General features: G+C 71.3%; 15 protein-coding genes and 2 pseudogenes. 5 read left to right on the forward strand and 12 right to left on the reverse strand.

The window, feature by feature from the left end; translation table 11 throughout:
* A partial coding sequence (locus ACFV7R_RS04945) for a beta strand repeat-containing protein (protein ID WP_385259976.1) occupies positions 1-2,185 on the reverse strand: 2,185 nt, incomplete at its 3' end.
* Positions 2,186-2,652: 467 nt separating this feature from the next.
* Positions 2,653-4,323, reverse strand: a complete 1,671-nt coding sequence (locus ACFV7R_RS04950; RefSeq protein ID WP_385259977.1) for an AMP-binding protein — start codon at positions 4,321-4,323, stop codon at positions 2,653-2,655.
* A 245-nt stretch (positions 4,324-4,568) separates the two neighbouring features.
* Between ACFV7R_RS04950 and ACFV7R_RS04955 the strand changes: the two genes are divergently transcribed.
* Both ACFV7R_RS04955 and ACFV7R_RS04960 read left to right on the forward strand, forming a co-directional pair.
* Positions 4,569-7,460 (forward strand): AAA family ATPase, encoded by a 2,892-nt coding sequence (locus ACFV7R_RS04955; RefSeq protein WP_385259979.1) that lies wholly within the window; start codon positions 4,569-4,571, stop codon positions 7,458-7,460.
* 237 nt (positions 7,461-7,697) lie between these two features.
* Positions 7,698-8,489, forward strand: coding sequence for a S1 family peptidase (locus tag ACFV7R_RS04960; protein WP_385259980.1), 792 nt, complete (start codon positions 7,698-7,700; stop codon positions 8,487-8,489).
* Between the two features lie 110 nt (positions 8,490-8,599).
* Here the strand turns inward: ACFV7R_RS04960 and ACFV7R_RS04965 are convergent, their stop codons facing one another.
* Positions 8,600-9,709, reverse strand: coding sequence for a winged helix DNA-binding domain-containing protein (locus ACFV7R_RS04965; RefSeq protein ID WP_385259982.1), 1,110 nt, complete (start codon positions 9,707-9,709; stop codon positions 8,600-8,602).
* A gap of 157 nt (positions 9,710-9,866) precedes the next feature.
* Between ACFV7R_RS04965 and ACFV7R_RS04970 the strand changes: the two genes are divergently transcribed.
* Positions 9,867-11,021 carry a magnesium and cobalt transport protein CorA gene (locus ACFV7R_RS04970; protein WP_385259983.1) on the forward strand — a complete coding sequence of 385 codons (1,155 nt, stop codon included), beginning with the start codon at positions 9,867-9,869 and terminating at the stop codon, positions 11,019-11,021.
* A gap of 105 nt (positions 11,022-11,126) precedes the next feature.
* Here ACFV7R_RS04970 and ACFV7R_RS04975 read toward each other — a convergent pair whose 3' ends face one another.
* The 5 genes from ACFV7R_RS04975 to ACFV7R_RS04995 all read right to left on the reverse strand — a co-directional run bounded on the left by ACFV7R_RS04975 (position 11,127) and on the right by ACFV7R_RS04995 (position 14,458).
* Positions 11,127-11,975: a recombinase family protein gene (locus ACFV7R_RS04975; RefSeq protein ID WP_385259985.1), complete on the reverse strand. Its 849-nt coding sequence runs from the start codon at positions 11,973-11,975 to the stop codon at positions 11,127-11,129.
* A gap of 50 nt (positions 11,976-12,025) precedes the next feature.
* Positions 12,026-12,211, reverse strand: coding sequence for a hypothetical protein (locus tag ACFV7R_RS04980; RefSeq protein ID WP_385259987.1), 186 nt, complete (start codon positions 12,209-12,211; stop codon positions 12,026-12,028).
* A gap of 170 nt (positions 12,212-12,381) precedes the next feature.
* Entirely contained in the window at positions 12,382-12,747 is a 366-nt protein-coding gene (locus ACFV7R_RS04985) for a hypothetical protein (protein WP_385259988.1), read from the reverse strand.
* Positions 12,748-13,004: 257 nt separating this feature from the next.
* A complete protein-coding gene (locus tag ACFV7R_RS04990) occupies positions 13,005-14,021 on the reverse strand; it encodes a hypothetical protein (protein WP_385259990.1) in 1,017 nt (338 codons plus the stop codon).
* A 227-nt stretch (positions 14,022-14,248) separates the two neighbouring features.
* A complete protein-coding gene (locus ACFV7R_RS04995) occupies positions 14,249-14,458 on the reverse strand; it encodes a hypothetical protein (protein WP_385260602.1) in 210 nt (69 codons plus the stop codon).
* Between the two features lie 98 nt (positions 14,459-14,556).
* Between ACFV7R_RS04995 and ACFV7R_RS05000 the strand changes: the two are divergent.
* A pseudogene (locus ACFV7R_RS05000) lies at positions 14,557-14,748 on the forward strand (zinc ribbon domain-containing protein); the annotation flags it as partial.
* Positions 14,749-14,794: 46 nt separating this feature from the next.
* Positions 14,795-15,136: pseudogene (locus ACFV7R_RS05005) on the forward strand (acetylglutamate kinase); the annotation flags it as partial.
* Here ACFV7R_RS05005 and ACFV7R_RS05010 read toward each other — a convergent pair.
* Genes ACFV7R_RS05010 through ACFV7R_RS05025 form a run of 4 tightly spaced genes read right to left on the reverse strand, consistent with a single transcriptional unit; the run spans position 15,120 to position 17,643 of the window.
* Complete coding sequence (locus tag ACFV7R_RS05010) at positions 15,120-15,617, reverse strand: GNAT family N-acetyltransferase (protein WP_385259993.1); 498 nt, start codon at positions 15,615-15,617, stop codon at positions 15,120-15,122. The pseudogene ACFV7R_RS05005 and the gene ACFV7R_RS05010 sit on opposite strands and share 17 nt — an antisense overlap.
* The gene (locus tag ACFV7R_RS05015) at positions 15,614-15,850 is read right to left on the reverse strand and encodes a hypothetical protein (protein ID WP_385259995.1); all 237 of its coding nucleotides are present in this window, start codon (positions 15,848-15,850) and stop codon (positions 15,614-15,616) included. Before ACFV7R_RS05015 ends, ACFV7R_RS05010 begins: the two co-directional genes overlap by 4 nt.
* On the reverse strand, positions 15,850-17,424 hold the full coding sequence (locus tag ACFV7R_RS05020; protein ID WP_385259997.1) for an amidohydrolase: 1,575 nt from the start codon (positions 17,422-17,424) through the stop codon (positions 15,850-15,852). Before ACFV7R_RS05020 ends, ACFV7R_RS05015 begins: the two co-directional genes overlap by 1 nt.
* 6 nt (positions 17,425-17,430) lie before the next feature.
* Positions 17,431-17,643 carry an MbtH family protein gene (locus tag ACFV7R_RS05025; RefSeq protein ID WP_129801476.1) on the reverse strand — a complete coding sequence of 71 codons (213 nt, stop codon included), beginning with the start codon at positions 17,641-17,643 and terminating at the stop codon, positions 17,431-17,433.
* Positions 17,644-17,656: the final 13 nt, after the last annotated feature.

The following is a 17,656-nucleotide window of genomic DNA, read 5'->3' on the forward strand; positions in this document are numbered from 1 at the left end:
ACGTGACCGTCCCCGTCGGAGACCCCGCACCCGGCGCGACGGCAGCGACCGTCGCAGTGAACGACACCTGCTCCCCCACCGCCGACGGATCCGGATCCGAGACCACGGTGACCTCCGTCTCCGCCGCGGTCACCGTGTGCGTGTCGGTACCGGTGGCGGACTGGAAGTCGGCGTCGCCGCTGTAGTCCGCGGTGACGGTGAACGGGCTGCCGGTCGTGGTGGTGTAGGTGTGGGTGACCGTCGCGGTACCGCCGGCGACCGGCGCCGTCACCGGCGCGCTGCCGTCACCGAAGTCGAACGTGACCGTCCCCGTCGGAGACCCCGCACCCGGCGCGACGGCAGCGACCGTCGCAGTGAACGACACCTGCTCCCCCACCGCCGACGGATCCGGATCCGAGGCCACGGTGACCTCCGTCTCCGCCGGCGTCACCGTATGCGTGTCGGTGCCGGCCGAGCCCGTGAAGTTGCCGTCACCGCCGTAGGAGGCGGTGATGGTGAACGGGCTGCCGGTCGTGGTGGTGTAGGTGTGGGACACCGTCACCGTGCCGCCCACCAGGGTCACCGTCTCGGCCGGGCTGCCGTCACCGAAGTTGATGGTGACGGCACCCGTGGGCGTGCCGGTCCCCGGTGCCGTTGGTGCCACCGTCGTGGTGATGGTCACCTCCTCGCCGACCGTCGACGGATCGGGCGTGGACGTGACCGTGGTGGTCGTGGCCGAGGGGATGACGGCGTGGGTGTCCGTGTCCGTCGAGCCGGTGAAGTTGGCGTCGCCGCTGTAGGTGGCCGTCACCGTGAACGGGCTTCCGGTCGTGGTGGTGTAGGTGTGGGACACCGTCACCGTGCCGCCCACCAGGGGCACCGTCTCGGCCGGGCTGCCGTCACCGAAGTCGAGGGTGACCGTGCCCGTCGGCGTGCCCGCGCCCGGCGCCACCGGCGCCACCGTCGCGGTGAAGCTCACCGGCTGCCCCACCACCGACGGATCCGGCGAAGACGTCACTGTCGTGGTGGTGTCCGAGGCCCCCACGGTGTGGGTGTCCGTGCCCGACGACGGGGTGAAGCTCCCGCTGCCGCTGTAGGTGGCCGTTACCACGAACGGGCTGCCCGTGGTGCTGGTGTAGGCGTGCGTGGTCGTGGCCGTGCCACCGGCCAGCGGCACGGTCACCGGCGGCGACCCGTCCCCGAAGGTGAAGGTGACCGTCCCCGTCGGCGTCCCCGCACCGGGCGCCACCGGCGCCACCGTCGCGGTGAAGCTCACCGGCTGCCCCACCACCGACGGATCCGGCGAAGAGGCCACCGTCGTGGTCGTCGTGGCCGGCAGCACGGTCTGGGTGTCGGTGCCCGTTGACGGGTTGAGGTTGGCGTTCCCGCTGTAGGTCGCGGTGACCGTGTACGGGCTGCCGGTGGCGCTGGTGTAGGTGTGGTTGACCGTGGCCGTACCTCCCACCAGGGGAACCGTCGCCGGCGGCGACCCGTCGCCGAAGGTGAAGGTCACCGTGCCTGTGGGCGTGCCCAGCCCGGTGGGCACCGGCGCCACGGTGGCGGTGAAGCTCACCGGCTGCCCCACCACCGACGGATCCGGCGAGGAGCTCACTGTCGTCGTGGTGGCCGCCTTGCCCTGGACCGTGTGCGTGTCCGAGCCTGTCGACGGCAGGAAGTTGGCATCCCCGCCGTAGATCGCGGTGATCGTGTGCGGGCCGACGCTCAACGTGTTGGTGGTGACCGTCGCCGTTCCCCCCACCAGCGGCGCCGTCAGCGTCGGCCCCCCGCTGATGACGAAGGTGACGGTGCCCGTCGGCGTGCCCGCCCCCGGCGCGACCGGCGCCACCGTCGCCGTGATCGTCACCGGCTGGCCGAAGACCGACGGGTCCGGCGAGGAGGTCACCGTCGTCCGGGTGGACGCCTTGATGACCACCTGGACAGTGGCCCCCGTCGACGAGGTGAAGTTGGCGTCACCGCTGTAGGTGGCGGTGACCGGGAGGCTTCCGACGGGCAGGTTGGTGACCGTCGCTGTCGCGGTACCGCCCACGACGGGCGCCGTCACGGTCGGCCCGCCCGTCACGGTGAAGGTGACCGTCCCCGTGGGAGTCCCCGCCCCGAGCGGGATGATGGTCGCGGTCAGCGTCACCGGCTGACCGAAGACCGCTGGATTCGGCGAGGTGGTGACCAGAGTTACAGTGCCAGGCATGAATGCGGCCCTCCAGTGATCGAGGCTGGTCGAGGCCGCCTCTTGTCGCCGCACTGCTGGGGGCTGCTACCGCCGGTGATCGATGTTGGGCACCACAGACCGCCATCCCCCGACAGTGAGATGGGCGGCCCCGGTCGGTCTCACAAGTACGCGCCCGACCGGCTCCGCCACGCCAGATGCGCGACAGCAATTCCCTCGAACTGACGAGCGCACAAGCCGCGCGCGGCGCCGACACGGCCTACACCACCGGCGCGCAACGATCGGCGTGCGCCGGGCAGTTGGACGGGGAGGAAAAACACGCCGGTCGTGCGCGTGGTGGACCTGGTTGATGTTCACCATGATTCCGTCGATGCAGATGGTGGCGTACCTGGACGAGCATCCACTCGGGATGGTTGATCGCCCAGATGGCGACACCGCCTTTGCGAACGGGACTTCACCGGCCCCGAGGGTCTACGGCAACTCCGACGTCATCGGAAGTCCTCCTCGCGGTACTCGTTCTGCGAACCCGCGGCCGTGGCCTCGCGCAGCTCGATGCGGCGGATCTTGCCGGAGACGGTCTTGGGCAGTTCGCCGAACTCCAGGCGCCGGATGCGCTTGTAGGGGGCGAGGACGGTGCGCGAGTGCTCGAACAGCACCTTCGCCGTGTCGGGGCCGGGTTCCCACCCGTCGGCGAGGACGACGTACGCCTTCGGTACGGCGAGGCGCAGCTCGTCGGGGGCGGGCACGACGGCCGCCTCGGCGACGGCCTCGTGCTCCAGCAGCGCGCTCTCCAGCTCGAACGGGGAGATCTTGTAGTCGGAGGCCTTGAAGACGTCGTCCGCCCGCCCGACGTACGTGATGTGTCCGTCCTCGTCCCGGGCGCCGATGTCGCCGGTCCGGTAGTAGCCGCCGGCCATCGCCTCCGCCGTACGGTCCGCGTCGCCGTGGTAGCCGGTCATCAGGCCGACCGGCCGCACGGACAGGTCGAGCGCGATCTCGCCCTCGGCCGCGCCCGGTTCGCCCGTCACCGGGTCGAGGAGTTCGACGTGGTAGCCGGGGCTGGGGCGGCCCATGGACCCGGTCTTCAGCGGCTGGCCGGGGCTGTTGGAGACCTGCACGGCGGTCTCCGTCTGTCCGAAACCGTCGCGGATGGTCACACCCCAGGCCCTGCGGACCTGTTCGATGACCTCGGGGTTGAGCGGCTCTCCGGCGGCCACCGCCTCGCGCGGCGGGGTGCGCAGCTGGGTGAGGTCGGCCTGGATGAGCATGCGCCAGACGGTGGGCGGGGCGCAGAAGGTCGTCACCCCTGCCCGGTCCATCTCGGCCATCAGCCGGGCCGCGTCGAACCGGCCGTAGTTGTGGATGAACACGGTCGCCTCCGCGTTCCAGGGGGCGAAGAGATTGGACCAGGCGTGCTTGGCCCAGCCCGGCGAGGAGATGTTCAGGTGCACGTCGCCGGGTTTCAGGCCGATCCAGTACATGGTCGCCAGGTGCCCGATCGGGTACGAGGTGTGGGTGTGCTCGACCAGCTTGGGGCGGGCGGTCGTCCCCGAGGTGAAGTACAGCATCAGCGGGTCGTCGGCCCGGGTGGGGCCGTCGGGCGTGAAGCCCGCGGGGGCGGCGTACGCGTCCTCGTACGACTGCCAGTCCGCCGGCGCCCCGCCGACCGCGATGCGCGTGTAGTCGCCGGGCACCTCGGCGAACTTGCCGGTGTCCTCGGAGCGGACGACGACGTGCCGGACGCGGCCCCGGTCGACGCGGTCACGCAGGTCGGCGGGGCCGAGCAGCGGGGTGGCCGGGATGACGACCGCGCGCACCTTCATCGCGGCGAGCGCGGTCTCCCACAGCTCCGCCTGGTTGCCGAGCATGACGAGGATCCGGTCCCCGGCGCGGACGCCGCGCTCGCGCAGCCAGTCGGCCGTCCGGTCGGAGCGCTCGGCCAGCTCCGCGAAGGACAGGCGGGTCTCACGGCCGTCCTCCTCGACGATGTGCAGCGCGGTGCGGTCGTTCCCGTCCGCGACCACGTCGAACCAGTCGAGCGCCCAGTTGAAGTACTCGGGGCGAGGCCAGGCGAAGCCCTGGTAGGCGGTGGCGTAATCCTCGCGGTGTTCCAGCAGGAAGTCCCGCGCCGTGCGGAACTGCTGCGTCGCCGTCGTCATCTGTCCTCCTCGTTACCGGACCATTGCCGGGCGGCTCGCTGCCGACGTGTCATCCATGACGCAGGTCTCACTACCCCGAACGGGAGCAGGGGCACTGCCGCAGCGCATGAGCCCTCCCAGTCATTCAACGCTCACCTGAAATTGCCTATACATCCAGGTTGTTAGTTCCCTCACCACGTCGCCTCTCCGAATTTCAACGACTCGTTGCCTAGAATTTGGCCCGAACACGACACACGGAGGGAGCGGTGACCGTGCGACGGGACTTCAAGGAGCCTGCCCGAAGCCGCCCCGACCTGGTCATCGGCCGGGAGGAACCGTTCACGGCGGCGCGTGAGCAGCTCGGCCGAGGGGGCAGTGTGCTGCTCCACGGGCCCGCAGGAATAGGAAAGTCGACCGTCCTGCGGTCTTTGGCCGCGGATTACGCCCGAGCGGCCCGGACCGTGTTGCGCTGCTCCGCCACGGAGTCCGAATCCCATCTGCCCTTCCTGGCCCTGGCCGACCTCCTCGGGCTGGTCCTCGACGAGGTGTCCGAGAAGCTGCCCGTCGCCCAGCGCACCGCCCTGGAGTCGGCGCTCACCGGCCGCGGCGAGTCCACCCTCCAGCGCGACGGCCTCGCGCTGCGCCTGGCGGTGCTGTCCGCGCTGCGCGCGCTCGCCGCCGAGGGACCCGTCCTGGTCGTCGCCGACGACGTGCAGTGGCTGGACTCGGCCAGCGCCGAACTCCTCGGCTTCGCCGCCCGCCGTCTCGGCGACACCCCGGTCCAGGTGCTGTACGCGGTACGGACCGAGGGCCAGGAGTACGACCGCCATCTGCTCGCCTCTCCTCCGGACACCCTCCCCGTCCGTCTGGGCCCGCTCTCCCGCGCCCAGGTCTCCGCGCTGCTCGACGACCGCGGCTACACCGGCCTGCCGCGCTCCACCGTCCGGGACATCCACCGCACCAGCGGCGGCAACCCGCTCTTCGCCCTGGAGCTCGGCCGCGCCCTCGCCGAGAACCCGACCCCGCCGCGGCCCGGCGAGCCGCTGCCGGTGCCGACCTCGCTGCGGGCCCTCGTCCTCAACCGGCTGGGGATGCTGTCCGGCGAGGCCCGGCACACCCTCCTCGTGGCCAGCGCGGGCGCCCGCCCCACGCTTGCCCTGCTGCATGCGGCCGGCCGGGAGAGCGCCGAGGCGGAGACCGCCCGGGCGGCCGAACTCGGACTGCTGGCCACAGAGCCGGAGGGGCCCGCCGTACGCTTCGCGCATCCGCTGATCTCGGCCGCGCTGTACGCGGAGGCATCCGCGCAGGAGCGGCGGGCCGCGCACGCGGCGCTGTCCACGGCGGCCTCCGATCCGATCGAGCGGGCCCGGCATCTGGCCCTGGCGACCACCGGCACGGACCCGGAAGCAGCGGCGCGGCTCGCGGAGGCCGCCGCACTCGCCCGGGACCGCGGGGCACCGTCGGTCGCCGCGTCCCTCGGGCTGCTGGCCGCCCGGCACACCCCGGCCGACAGCGTGCCCGGCCCCGACGACCGGCGCTTGCAGGCCGCCGAGGACGCCATCACCGCCGGTGAGGTGGACCTCGCCCGGGACATCGCCCGCGAGGTGCTGACCCGGGCCACCGTGCCCGCGGAGCGGGTGCGGGCCTGGATGGTGGTGATCGAGGCGGCCGGGCAGGCCCTCGGGGAGGTCGACGCCGTCTTCCCGCAGGTACTGGCCGACGCCGGCGACGATCCGCGGCTGCTGGCCCTGGTGCACTACCAGCTGGCGTGGCGGGCCCTGGTGGTCGAGGGCGACTTCGCGGAGGGCCGGGAGGAGGCCGCGCACGCGGCGGACCTGGCCGCCCGGGCCGGCGACCGGCGAACCGAGTTGCTGGCGCTCGCCTTCCAGGCGCAGGCCGAGACCTTGATGGGCCACCCGGGCGCGCCCGCGACCATCAAGCGGGCGCTGAAGGAACCGCAGGACCCGCAGGTGGCGTGTCACCACAACGGCGCGGGTTCGACGCGCCTGCGCTGGCTGCTGATGAGCGACCAGCTGCCCGAGGCCCGTAGCACTGTGACCGCACTGCTGCGCGAGGTGCAGCGGCGCGGGATGGTCGAGAGCGAGGTGCACTTCCTGCGCCTGCTCGCCGAGACCGAACTGCGCTCGGGCCACTGCGGCCGGGCTCTCAACCTGGCCCGCGAGAGCCTGCGCCTGGCCCGCGACTCCGGCATCGGCGAGGTCGCCTCCGCCGTGCTCACCTCCATCGCGGAGGCCTCGGGCGGGGATGTGGACCGGGCGCTGGCGCTGGCGCGGGAGGCGGTGCAGCACGCCGAGGAGGACGGCGACCAGATCTACATGTCCCGGGCCCTGGCCGCCCTCGGCTACGTCCAGTTGGTCGCCGGGGACGCCCAGAGCACGGTCGTGTCGCTGCGCCGGGTGCGGGAGCTGGAGCAGGGGCTCGGCGTGACGGACCCGGCGCGCGGGCGCTGGCACGGTGACCTCGCGGAGGCGCTGGTGCGCATCGGTGAGCCGGCCGAGGCGCAGGACGTCATCGACGTGACACGGGAACAGGCGATGCGGCTCGGCCGGGAGAGCGTGCTGGCCGTCCTGGACCGGGCCGAGGCACTGGTGCGGGCGGCGCACGGCGAACACGAGGCGGCACTGGCCCGGTTGACGTCCGTCCAGGACCGGCTGGCGAAGCTGGGCTACGGGCTCGAGGAGGCGCGGGCCGCCTTCGAGTCGGCGCGGCTGCGCACCCTCTCCCACTCCCGGCTTCTCCCCCACTCTCGACTTCGCTCGAGCGGGGGGACCCCCATGGGCGGGGGGATCCCCGTCCCGGGCCCGACGTCGTACGACGAGGCGGCGCGGCTGTTCAGACGGTGCCGGGCGCTGCCCTGGCTGCGCCAGGTGGACGCGGCGGCCGCCGCGGGCCCGTCCGGCCGGCCGTCCGTCCCGGCGGCCGCGCCCGCCGCGCTCGACGCGCTGGAGGGGCTGGCCTCGATGGAGCGTCAGGTCGCCGCGCTCGTCATGGAGGGCGCGACCAACCGGGAGATAGCCGGGCGTCTGTTCATCAGCGTCAAGACGGTCGAGGCCACGCTCACGCGGGTCTACCGCAAGCTGGGGATCCGATCGCGGGTGGACATCGTCAGACTGGCGGCGGGACGCCACGCCAGGTGAGGGCCGTACGCGAGATCAAGCCGTACACCAAGTGAGGCTCACACAGGGCCTGTTGCGGGGAAACCGAGGGATTCCCCTCCCCAATTCCCTTAGGGAGTTCCCTCATTGGGACGGAAGCGTTCCGGGTTCTAGCGTAAGGGAGTGCCGCTCGCCGGGCACGCGGGGGTCGGTCCCGAGACCCTCGTGCTCAACCCCCACACCCGCGCGACCCCCCACCGGCAACCCTTGAGGAGACTCATGCCCGGGCTCACCCGTCTCAGAAAGACCGCCGCCGTCCTCACGGCGGCCGCTGCCGCCGCCGCGACCGCGCTGCTGACCGCTCCGGCCGCGGTCGCCGCCCCGCAGCCCATCGTCGGCGGCACGACGACCACAACGACCGCGTACCCGTTCATGATGCAGATCACGGACGCCTCGCAGGACCAGTTCTGCGGCGGCACGCTGGTCTCCCCCACCAAGGTCGTCACCGCCGCGCACTGCATGGTCGGCGAGACCACCAGCAGCGTCCGCGTGGTCGGCGGCCGCACCTACCTGAACGGCACGAACGGCACGGTGAGCCGGGTCAGCAAGATCTGGATCCACCCGAGCTACACGGACGTCACCAACGGCGACGACGTGGCCGTCCTGACGCTGTCGACGTCCATGCCGTACACGACGGCGCCGTACGTCTCCTCCTCGCAGACCTCCGTCTACGCGGCCGGCACCACCGCCCGCATCCTCGGCTGGGGCACCACCTCCTCGGGCGGCAGCTCCTCCAACCAGCTGCGCACCGCGACGGTCCCGACGGTCTCCGACTCCAGCTGCGCCGGCTCGTACGGCTCGGACTTCGTCGCGAGCGACATGGTGTGCGCCGGATACACCTCCGGCGGCGTGGACACCTGCCAGGGCGACAGCGGCGGTCCGCTGCTCATCGGGGGCCGCCTGGCGGGGATCACTTCCTGGGGCGAGGGCTGCGCGGCGGCCGGCTACCCGGGCATGTACACCCGCCTCACCACCTTCTCGAGCCTGGTGACCGCGCAGGTCAACTCCTAGGCAGAACAAGGACTCCTGAGTACCCCTCAGGTGAGTGACCAGGGGGCGTTGCGGGCCTCCACGAGCGGCCCGCAACGCCCCCTTTCCATGCCGTACGGGTTCCCTGCCGTTCAAGGGATGACGGTCCCGAAGCGGATGTCGTACGACGACTCCTTGTGCAGCACCCGGAGCATGCGCGCGCCCTCCTCGGTCACCTCGGCTCGCTGGGCCTTGGTGAGCCTGCCGAAGGGCTCGATGACGAGGGCGTCGCCGAGCAGCCGCCACACACCGGCCAGGAAGCCGTCGACGAGGAGCGGGCAGTAGACGGTGTTCGCCTGCCAGGTACGGCCCCGGTTCGCGGGCGGCACCACCCGGGTGCGGTCGGCGTGGGACAGCAGCAGGTTGTCGAACTCGGGCAGGAAGCGCGGCGGGGCCGGGGTCTCCGGGTCGGGGCGGGGCGCGTCGGGGAGGTCGAAGAGCTCGACGCCGTGCTCGTCGCGGAACGTGACCAGCCGGGGGCGGAGCCGTTCGAAGACGGGGCGCATCCGGGTCAGGCCGGACCAGGTCTGCATGTCCTTCACGGAGGCGGGTCCGAAGGCGGCGAGGTAGCGCAGCACGGCGGTGTCGGGGCCGTCGGCGGGCTCGGCGGGGCGGCCCAGCCAGTGCTCCGCGGTGGTGAGGGCGACCTGGGCGCTGCGGCCCCACAGTCCGCGCGGGGTGACCTGGACGAGGGGGAGCGTGCAGCGGGCGGCCACGGCGAGGGCCTGCGGGTCGGCGTCCGGCCACTCGACGAGCAGGGCCTCGCGCAGCTGCCGCATCGTGCGCGGCTCGGCCTCGACCAGGTCACGGGCGAGCACGGCGAGCCGGTCCAGGTCGACGCCGGCGAGCCCCTTGCGGAACAGGTTGAGTTCCCGGGTGCGGGCGGGCTGTACCAGCGGCCGCAGGGTGAGGCAGTCGTCGGCGGTGTGCAGGTGGATGGTCGAGCGCAGGGTGACGATACGGACGGCCTCGCGGCGGGCCAGCAGCCCGGACAGCTCCTCGGGGGTGAAGCCGTCGAGGCGGGCGGCGAGCGCGTAGTACGGGGGCTTGACCTCCTGCGCCTGGAGGCCGACGAGGTGTTCCACGGCCGCCGCCGCGGACAGCGGGGAGCGGCGCAGCAGCAGCTGCCGGTCGAGGGTCGCGCGGTTCAGGGCGCGGGTCCCGAGCACCGGGGCGGTCACGACGGGCTTCGTCCTGGTCATGCAGCGCACGCTAACGCGACCTGCGGACAGCTTCTGTCCGCAACTCTCACCGGGTCTCCGGCCGACCGCCCCACCGATACCGTTTGCCCCGTATATCCTGCTGAACGATCCTGCTGAACGATCACACAGCCGCAGGCCAGACCCGGAAGGCAGCGCGATGTCCGAGCGACGCGCCCGACCCGCCGCGAAGAACTCCAGAAAGTCCGGCTGGCGCCGCGCCCTCCCCCCGACCCAGCCGCCGAAGACCCCGGACCCCGCCCCCGAGGCCCCGGAGCCGCTGCCCACGGAGATCCCCAGCGTGGTCCAGGCCGTCGTCTACCAGGACGGCGTCCGCGTCTCCTCCCCCGTCGGCCTCGCCGAAACCTACCGCGAACTGCGTGAGCAGCCGTCCGGCATGGCGTGGATCGGCCTGGCCCGCCCCACCGAGGGAGAACTGCTCTCCCTCGCCGACGAGTTCGATCTGCACCCGCTGGCCGTCGAGGACGCGATGGAGGCCCATCAGCGCCCGAAGCTGGAACGCTACGGCGACACGCTGTTCGTCGTGCTGCGGGCGGCCCGGTATCTCGACGCACCGGAGGAGGTCGAGTTCGGCGAACTGCACGTCTTCGTGGGCCCCGACTTCGTGATCACCGTCCGCCACGGCGCGGCCCCCGACCTGTCGGCGGTGCGCCACCGCATGGAGGAGACGCCCGAGCTGCTGAAACTGGGCCCGGAGGCGGTGCTGTACGCGATACTGGACGCGGTGGTCGACGGCTACGTGCCGGTTGTCGCCGGCGTCCAGAACGACATCGACGAGATCGAGACCGAGGTCTTCGGCGGCGACCCCGCGGTCTCCCGTCGCATCTACGAACTCTCCCGCGAAATGGTCGAGTTCCAGCGCGCCACCCGCCCCCTCGTCGGCATGCTGCACGGCCTGATGGCCGGCTTCGCCAAGTACGGCACGGACGAGGAACTGCAACGGTATCTGCGGGACGTCGCCGACCACGTCACCCACACCAGCGAGCGGGTCGACGGCTTCCGTCAGGCCCTGACGGACATCCTCACGGTGAACGCGACCCTGGTGACCCAGCAACAGAACGCGGAGATGCGGGCGTTGGCGGAGGCGGGGTTCGAGCAGAACGAGGAGATCAAGAAGATTTCAGCGTGGGCGGCGATCCTGTTTGCTCCGACGCTGGTCGGGACGATCTACGGGATGAACTTCGACCACATGCCGGAGCTGCACTGGGTGTCCGGATACCCCTTCGCAGTGCTTCTGATGGCGGCTGTATGTACCAGTTTGTACGTCATCTTCAAGCGGAAGGACTGGCTCTGAGTAATCGCCGCGAGAGGTGCTGCCCTGAGGGGATGCGGCTCCGATCGCAGGCGCTGACGGCCCTGGAGTCCTAGCTCAGACGCCAGCCGCAAACTAGCCGGGTGATCACGTGGCTGCCGTCGTGGCGGCCTGTTCGTCGTGTTCGCGCAGCATCCGCATGACGGTGGCGGGCGAGGGGTGCTGGCCCTTCTTCACGCCCGTGGTGATGACGAGCCGTTTGGCGATGTCGCGCAGGCTCATCTCCTGGTCGCGTAGGTGAAGGGCCATGGAGAGCATGGACTCGTCGGTGACGCCCGCACCGCCGATGGTCTTGCCGCGCTTGCGGGCGGACTCGTGGCCTTCGAGGGTGCGGTCGCGGATGTACTCGCGCTCCATGCCGGACATCGCCGCGAGCACCGTGAATACGATCCCGGAGGGATCGTGCGAGCCCTTGAGTTCCCCGGTGAGGAACTCCAGACCGACGTCGCTCGCCTTCAGTTCCTCGGCGAGCATGGCAAGTTCGATGCCGCGACCGAGTCGTTTGTGTTCGTGGACGACGAGGGTGACGGCGACGCCGGAGGAGCGGATCTCCCCGGCGAGCTTCACAGCGGCCTCCAGTTCGGGGCGCCGGGTGGCGCGGGTGGAGATCATCTCCGAGAAGACGCGCGTCACTCCGGCCTCGGTGAGGGAGTCGAGTTGTGCGTCGAGGGACTGCCGGGCGGTCGAGGCGCGGGCGTATCCGAGGCGGACGTGCCCGACTGGTTCGGCGCCGGCGCTCACCGGCCGGGGCAGCTCGGTCCAGACCGACCCCGGCTTGCGTACGGCGGGGGTCGGCACGCTCAGGGCCTTGGCGAGTTGGGGCACGAGGCGGAAGCGGGCGGTGTGGTACTGGATGGCCACCTTGTTCTTGCCGGTCCGGCACGGGGAGCCCGCGGGGGCGGCGCAGGTGGACCGCCGGGTGATCACCTGTTTCACGAGCGACCACCTATGAAACGGCCTGTGCATCTCGTCGCTCCTCGGCTAGGTCATTCAGGCCGCTCCCTGCGGACCGGGCTGTCGCGCCAGTTGGGGACCCCCTCGTCATTGGGCCAGAACTGCTCACCGCAGTCGCAGAACCAGACGGTCCCACTCCCGCCGGGCCAGATCATCTGATCGGACCAGGGCCGGTGTCCGGTGCGCCGGGCGTGCCACATCGCTCGGATCTGGTTCAAGTGCCCCTCCTTGTCCGCGAGGTCCCCAGTGTTCCAGGCACGGCGCTATGGTCCGGGCGACCGATCAGATGCTGGTGGTCCACTCACCATCTCCGCGCCGAATGCCCTCGCTCCTCCTGAGCGAGGGCATTCGGGGTCCCGGACGCGAGCTACTACAAGGTGGTCGTCCTCTACATCGAGGACGACTTCCACGCGGACGACGAACCCGTGGCCCGTACGCCCTTCCAGCCGGGCCCGAGTCCGCGTCGGCGCGGCCGTCCGGGGTCCAGCGCGGGCACCTCGGCGACGTCCTCGGTGGCGGCCGGGATGAGTCGGCGGCGCAGTCCGGCGGTTGCGGCCGGCACCGCGGCGAGGGCTCGCGCGGCCTCCGGGTCGATCGCTGCGAGGGCCTCGGCGAGCATGTCGATGGCGTCCGCCGCGTCCTCAACCGCGCCCGTGCTCCACGCGCTCGGGGTCACCGCGTCGACCAGCTCGCACACAGCATCGGCCGCCGCCGCCCGTTCCTCGACACCCGGCCCGGCCTCTCCCAGTTCCATGTCCCGCCCAACGACCTTGCCGTCTGCCAGATGCCCCGCCGCCACGGCGTGGGCCCGCGCCGATGGACGTGGCGCGGGCCCACACTCCCGACGATGCCTCTGACCAGGTCAGACAGCGAAACGCTGCTGGAGTACCAAGGGTTAGGTCGTGATCAGCTCCGGTGGTACCGGTAGCGACATGAGGCGGAGGAGGTCAGCGACTTTGGTGTCGAGTTGTCCTCCGACCTCGGAGCGATGCGGGGATCGCCGAAGCTGGCTCAGGATCGTGCTGCCACGCTCTTGCGGCGCTGCACGATCTCGTTCAGGCGCGCGGTCTGCTCATCGATGGCATGCGGCCCGTTGCCGGTCAGGACACCGTGGGTGTCGTCCCGGATGACCTTGACCTCGGCTGGGTTGAGGGTCACGTCGACCTTGTATCCGGCATCCTTGAGCGCCACGTCGACGAAGAAGGCCAGACGGGTCTCCTCGCCAGGGATCTTCGGGTAGCCGCCGTCGAGAATCTGCAGCTCGCCGTAGTCGGGAACGGTGGTGATGTTGGCGCCCTTGAACGCGTGGTCCTCGTTGATGCTCACCTTGCCGTCGGCGTCGACGCGGTACTTGGCAGCCGTCATCGCGACGGGCGCGTGGCAGATCAGCGAGCTCGGGACGTCGTTCTCCCGCAGTTGGTGGAGCAGTTCGCCGACCACCGGGTTGTCGTGGAAGTCGATCATCGGTGCGTGGCCGCCCGGCGCGTGCATGAAGTCGAAGTCGGCAAGCGAGAAGTCGTCCGTTCCGTCGCGGTGCCGGGCGAGCAGTTCCTCGATGGAATACCACTTCTGCTCCGGCAGGGCCTCCAGGCTTGCGACGAGCTCCTCACGGATGGAGCCACCCTCCTTGTCGGTATTCGGCAGGACCTGGGAGACCGGCATCCGGCCGAGGTGGCGACGCAGAAGGGCGAGCTCGGTGTCACGGCGGGCGACCAGCTCGGGGTTCTCCTCGCGCACCTTTTCGACGCTGTACTGCTCGTTCTGCATGGCTACGCGCACGCTGGCCGGGCCGAGGTCTGCGCCGCCGTGCATGCCGAGCGCCATGCCGTTGATGTCGAGCGTCGGGAGCTTGCCGTCCGGCGTCGCGAGGACGAAGTCGTGGGTGTCCTCGTACTGTGCGAGAACAGCGGCCAACTCGACGAGGAACCAGCCGATGTTGATGCTGCGGCCTTCCGGCTTGGTCAGTGGCAGCTGTGATCCCGACGAGACGACGATGAGTGCCTTGGGGCGGGTGCTGTCGTTGGTCATGATGGTTCTTCCTTGTATCCGTTGTGGTTCTGGTCGCATGTCTTGTGGAAATTGATCGGGGATCTTTGGTCAGGCCGGCGCACCGGAAGCGCGCTTGATGAGGGCGTCGAAGACCCGGGGGCAGGAGGCGGCTGAACAGACCAGCGGCGACGCGCGCCGCTGACCCTGCTGTGACTGGTGTGCCCCAGCGTTGAGGGTCCACGGCCGGACGCGTACCGCCGCTCGGTTCAGGCCGGGTTGCCCTGGGACAGGGCGGAGACGTCGGCCCAGTCCTGCCAGGTCTTGAGGCGCTCGGCGTACACAGGGGGAAGCAGCTCCAGTCCCGCGGTGCCGAAGAAGACGCGCAGGGGCGGGGTGCCGGCGTCGACGATCTTCAGAAGTGCCGGTCCGGCCGCGGTGGGGTCGCCGATCTTCATGTCGCGCCAGCCCTCGGCCACGGCCGCACGCACCCCGTCGTAGACGGGCAGCTGCTCGGCAAAGCTGGCGGAGGCACCGGACCAGTCGGTGGCGAAGCCGCCGGGCTCGACGCTTCATCACGCCCGGCAGCCGGGAGAGCCAAGCCGTGTTCGTGTGCAAGAACCCGGACTGCGGCTGGTCGGGCAACGCCGACTGGAACGCCGCCCGGAACATCTTGCACCTGTACCGGATGGGCCACGCGCTCATCCCGGCTGCCGGGAGGGCAGTCGTCAGGCGCACTCGTGGCGTCAAGCCCGCCACCGCAAGGTAGGCAGGAACCTCCTTCCTGAGCCTGCGAAGGGAGGAGAGCACTTCAAAACGTCAACGCCGATCTCGCGGCGTCGGCCCTGGCCGTGGCCCTCGACGCCGAGCGGCTGGTGGTGCTCACCGATGTGGCGGGGCTGTACGCGAACTGGCCGCACAGCACCGAGGTGATCGAGCGCCTGACGGCCGACGCACTGGACGGGCTGCTGCCCGGACTGGCGAGCGGGATGCTGCCGAAGGTGGAGGGCTGCCTGCGGGCCGTCCGCGGCGGCGTGCGCAGGGCGCACGTACTCGACGGCCGCGTGCCGCACGCGGTACTGCGCGGCGTCCTCGACGAGGACGGGCCCGGCACCACCGTGGTTCCCGACGACAGCCCGGTCACAGGATCCTTCTGAGGATCCGCGCATTGCGCCGTGGGTCCAGGGACTCCGCCCAGGACCGGGGTGCCAGGCGCGCAGTCGTGGGCGTGAAGCCGTACCGGAGGAACAGGCCGCCGCTGCCGGTCGTCGCCGTGAACAGGCCACCGAGCGACAGGGCGTGCGCCCTGGCCAGCACGGCGTGCAGGAGCCCGGCTCCCACTCCGCTTCCCTGCCTCTGCCCGGCCACGCAGAAGTTGTACACGACGCCCGCGGCCCTGCGGCCCTCCCCCGGGCCGGCCGGGTGCACGCGCAGGCCCACGCAGCCTTCGAGGGTGCCTGCGGGGGTCTCCGTCACGAGGAAGTCGGCCGCGTGGGTGGCGTAGAGCGATACGGGCCGCTCCCGCAGCGCCCCCGAGCGGACGAAGGGCCGGGACAGGTCGGCGAGTGCGGCAGCGTCCTCCGCACGGGCGACGCGCACGGAGAACGTCGGCGCGAGGAGCGTATGCGGCCCGGTCACCCCTCCGCGCACGGGCGGCCCGGATAGTCGTCGGTCTCGGGTACGCCCGCTGCGCGCATCCGGCGCAGAACCTCGTGCAGGACCGACTCGTCGCCGAGGTCCACGGGGCAGTTGGTCTCCCGGTCGAAGACCAGGGTCTCGCCGGCCGTGTTCCAGACGACCCAGCGACGCCGTAACCCCTGTTCCTCCCAGAGGTGCGCATAGCTCTCCACAACTGCCGTCTTCCTGCTCATCACGCCGCCCTGCCGGTTTCACGGCCGTCGACGTACGTCGCCACCACCTCGATGTCTCCGATGCGGGACGTGTCGACGCGCCGGGGGTCGTCGCCGAGTACGACCAGGTCGGCGAACTTGCCCGGGGTGAGGCTTCCGAGGTTGTCCTCCCAGTGGCAGGCGAAGGCGCCGGCGACCGTGTAGGCCCGCAGGGCCTCGTCGACGGTGATGCCCTCGTCCGGGCCGATCACCTGACCGGACCCGGAGGCGCGCTCGACCATGAACTGGACGGCCCGCAGCGGGGATCCGTCCGTGACGGGGCGATCGGAGCTGCCCACCAGCGTGATGCCGTGATCGAGGAACGCCCTGCCGCGGTAGAGCCACGGCGCCCGCTCCTCGCCCATGATCGCCGCGTAGTCGTCGCCGAAGTAGCGCAGGAAGTTGGGCTGGACGACCGCACTGATGCCGAGCTGCGCGAAGCGCGGGAGCTGGTCGGGGCGGATCAGCCCGGCGTGCTCGATGCGGTGCCGGGCACCGGGGCGCGGCCGGAGGTGCTGGGCCCGTTCCAGGGCGTCCAGGGCGACGTCGGCGGCGCGGTCGCCGATCGCGTGGACGGCGAGCTGCCACCCGGCGAGGTGGCCGTCCACGATCGTGTCCGCGAGCACGTCCGGGTCGTCCTGCAACTGGCCGGTGTGGTCCAGCCCTTCGTACGGACTGCTGAGCGCCGCGGTCCGGGCCATCATGCCGCCGTCGGTGAAGATCTTCAGCGCGCCCACGGAGAGCCGGTCGTTGCCGAAGCCGGTGCGCAGGCCGAGGTCGAGGGCCCGGGGAATCCCGTCGGCTTCGTGGGCGGCGACCGGGTGCAGCCGGTCGGCGGACACCATGAGCTGCACACGCAACGGCAACCGGCCGGTGTCGCAGGCGAGTTGGTAGGCACCCAGCTCGACCGGGCTGTGGCCCAGGAGGGTGCCGCCGATTCCGGCCTCGGCGCAGGCCGTGACGCCCTCGGCCAGGCAGGTCCGGGCGGCGCGCCCGATCGCCTCGGCCAGTTCCTCCTGGGAGTGGGGCAGGCGCAGTGCGCGGGCGGCGCCCATGGCACCCTCGGCGAGGAAGCCGTTCTCGTGCGGGATGCCGGCGGGGAGCAGGTCGAGTACGGCGGAGTTGACGACGCAGCCGTGCCCGGAGTCGTGCAGCATGAACACCTTGTGCCCGTGGCTGACCTTGTCCAGTTCGGCGGCGGTCAGATGACGGCCCAGGGCCCGCTGGTCGTAGCCGGCGATGCTCACCCAGGTGCCGGGCGAGCCCTTCCGGGTGACGGCCTCCTCCACGACGGCGAGCACGTCGTCGATCCGCGTGCACCCCGCGATGCTCGGGGTGTTCTGCTTGAACCCGGTCCAGGCCAGGTGGACATGGGCGTCGATGAACCCGGGCAGCACGGTGGCGCCCTGCAGGTCGATCACCTCGCGGGCGGGCAGGGAGGTCACGGCCTCGTCCAGGCCGACGATCCGGCCCTGCCAGATGCCCAGGTCGTGGGCGACGGGGTGGCCGGGGTCCATGGTGAGGAAGCGGGCGTTCGTCAGTCTGGTGCTGAGCATCGGGCGTCAGGCGTCCATGGACTCGGCGAGCGAACGGGGGCGCAGGTCCGTCCAGTTGGCCTCGACGAACTCCAGGCAGGCGTCCCGGGTGTTCTCCTCGAAGGCGATCGTCCACCCCCCGGGCACGTCCGCGAAGGACGGCCAGAGCGAGTGCTGGCCCTCGTCGTTCACGAGGACGAGGAAACGGCCGTCGGCGTCGTCGAAGGGGTTGGTGCTCATGTGCGGTGGCCTC

Origin of the sequence: Streptomyces sp. NPDC059866 (genome assembly GCF_042731325.1) — a bacterium.
GTDB lineage: Bacteria > Actinomycetota > Actinomycetes > Streptomycetales > Streptomycetaceae > Streptomyces > Streptomyces flavusporus.

Coding starts and splice junctions, on each gene's coding strand:
- ACFV7R_RS04950 (WP_385259977.1), bottom strand. CDS start 4,323: ATGACGACGGCGACGCAGCAGTTCCGCACGGCGCGGGACTTCCTGCTG.
- ACFV7R_RS04960 (WP_385259980.1), top strand. CDS start 7,698: ATGCCCGGGCTCACCCGTCTCAGAAAGACCGCCGCCGTCCTCACGGCG.
- ACFV7R_RS04965 (WP_385259982.1), bottom strand. CDS start 9,709: ATGACCAGGACGAAGCCCGTCGTGACCGCCCCGGTGCTCGGGACCCGC.
- ACFV7R_RS04970 (WP_385259983.1), top strand. CDS start 9,867: ATGTCCGAGCGACGCGCCCGACCCGCCGCGAAGAACTCCAGAAAGTCC.
- ACFV7R_RS04985 (WP_385259988.1), bottom strand. CDS start 12,747: ATGGAACTGGGAGAGGCCGGGCCGGGTGTCGAGGAACGGGCGGCGGCG.
- ACFV7R_RS04990 (WP_385259990.1), bottom strand. CDS start 14,021: ATGACCAACGACAGCACCCGCCCCAAGGCACTCATCGTCGTCTCGTCG.
- ACFV7R_RS05015 (WP_385259995.1), bottom strand. CDS start 15,850: ATGAGCAGGAAGACGGCAGTTGTGGAGAGCTATGCGCACCTCTGGGAG.
- ACFV7R_RS05020 (WP_385259997.1), bottom strand. CDS start 17,424: ATGCTCAGCACCAGACTGACGAACGCCCGCTTCCTCACCATGGACCCC.
- ACFV7R_RS05025 (WP_129801476.1), bottom strand. CDS start 17,643: ATGAGCACCAACCCCTTCGACGACGCCGACGGCCGTTTCCTCGTCCTC.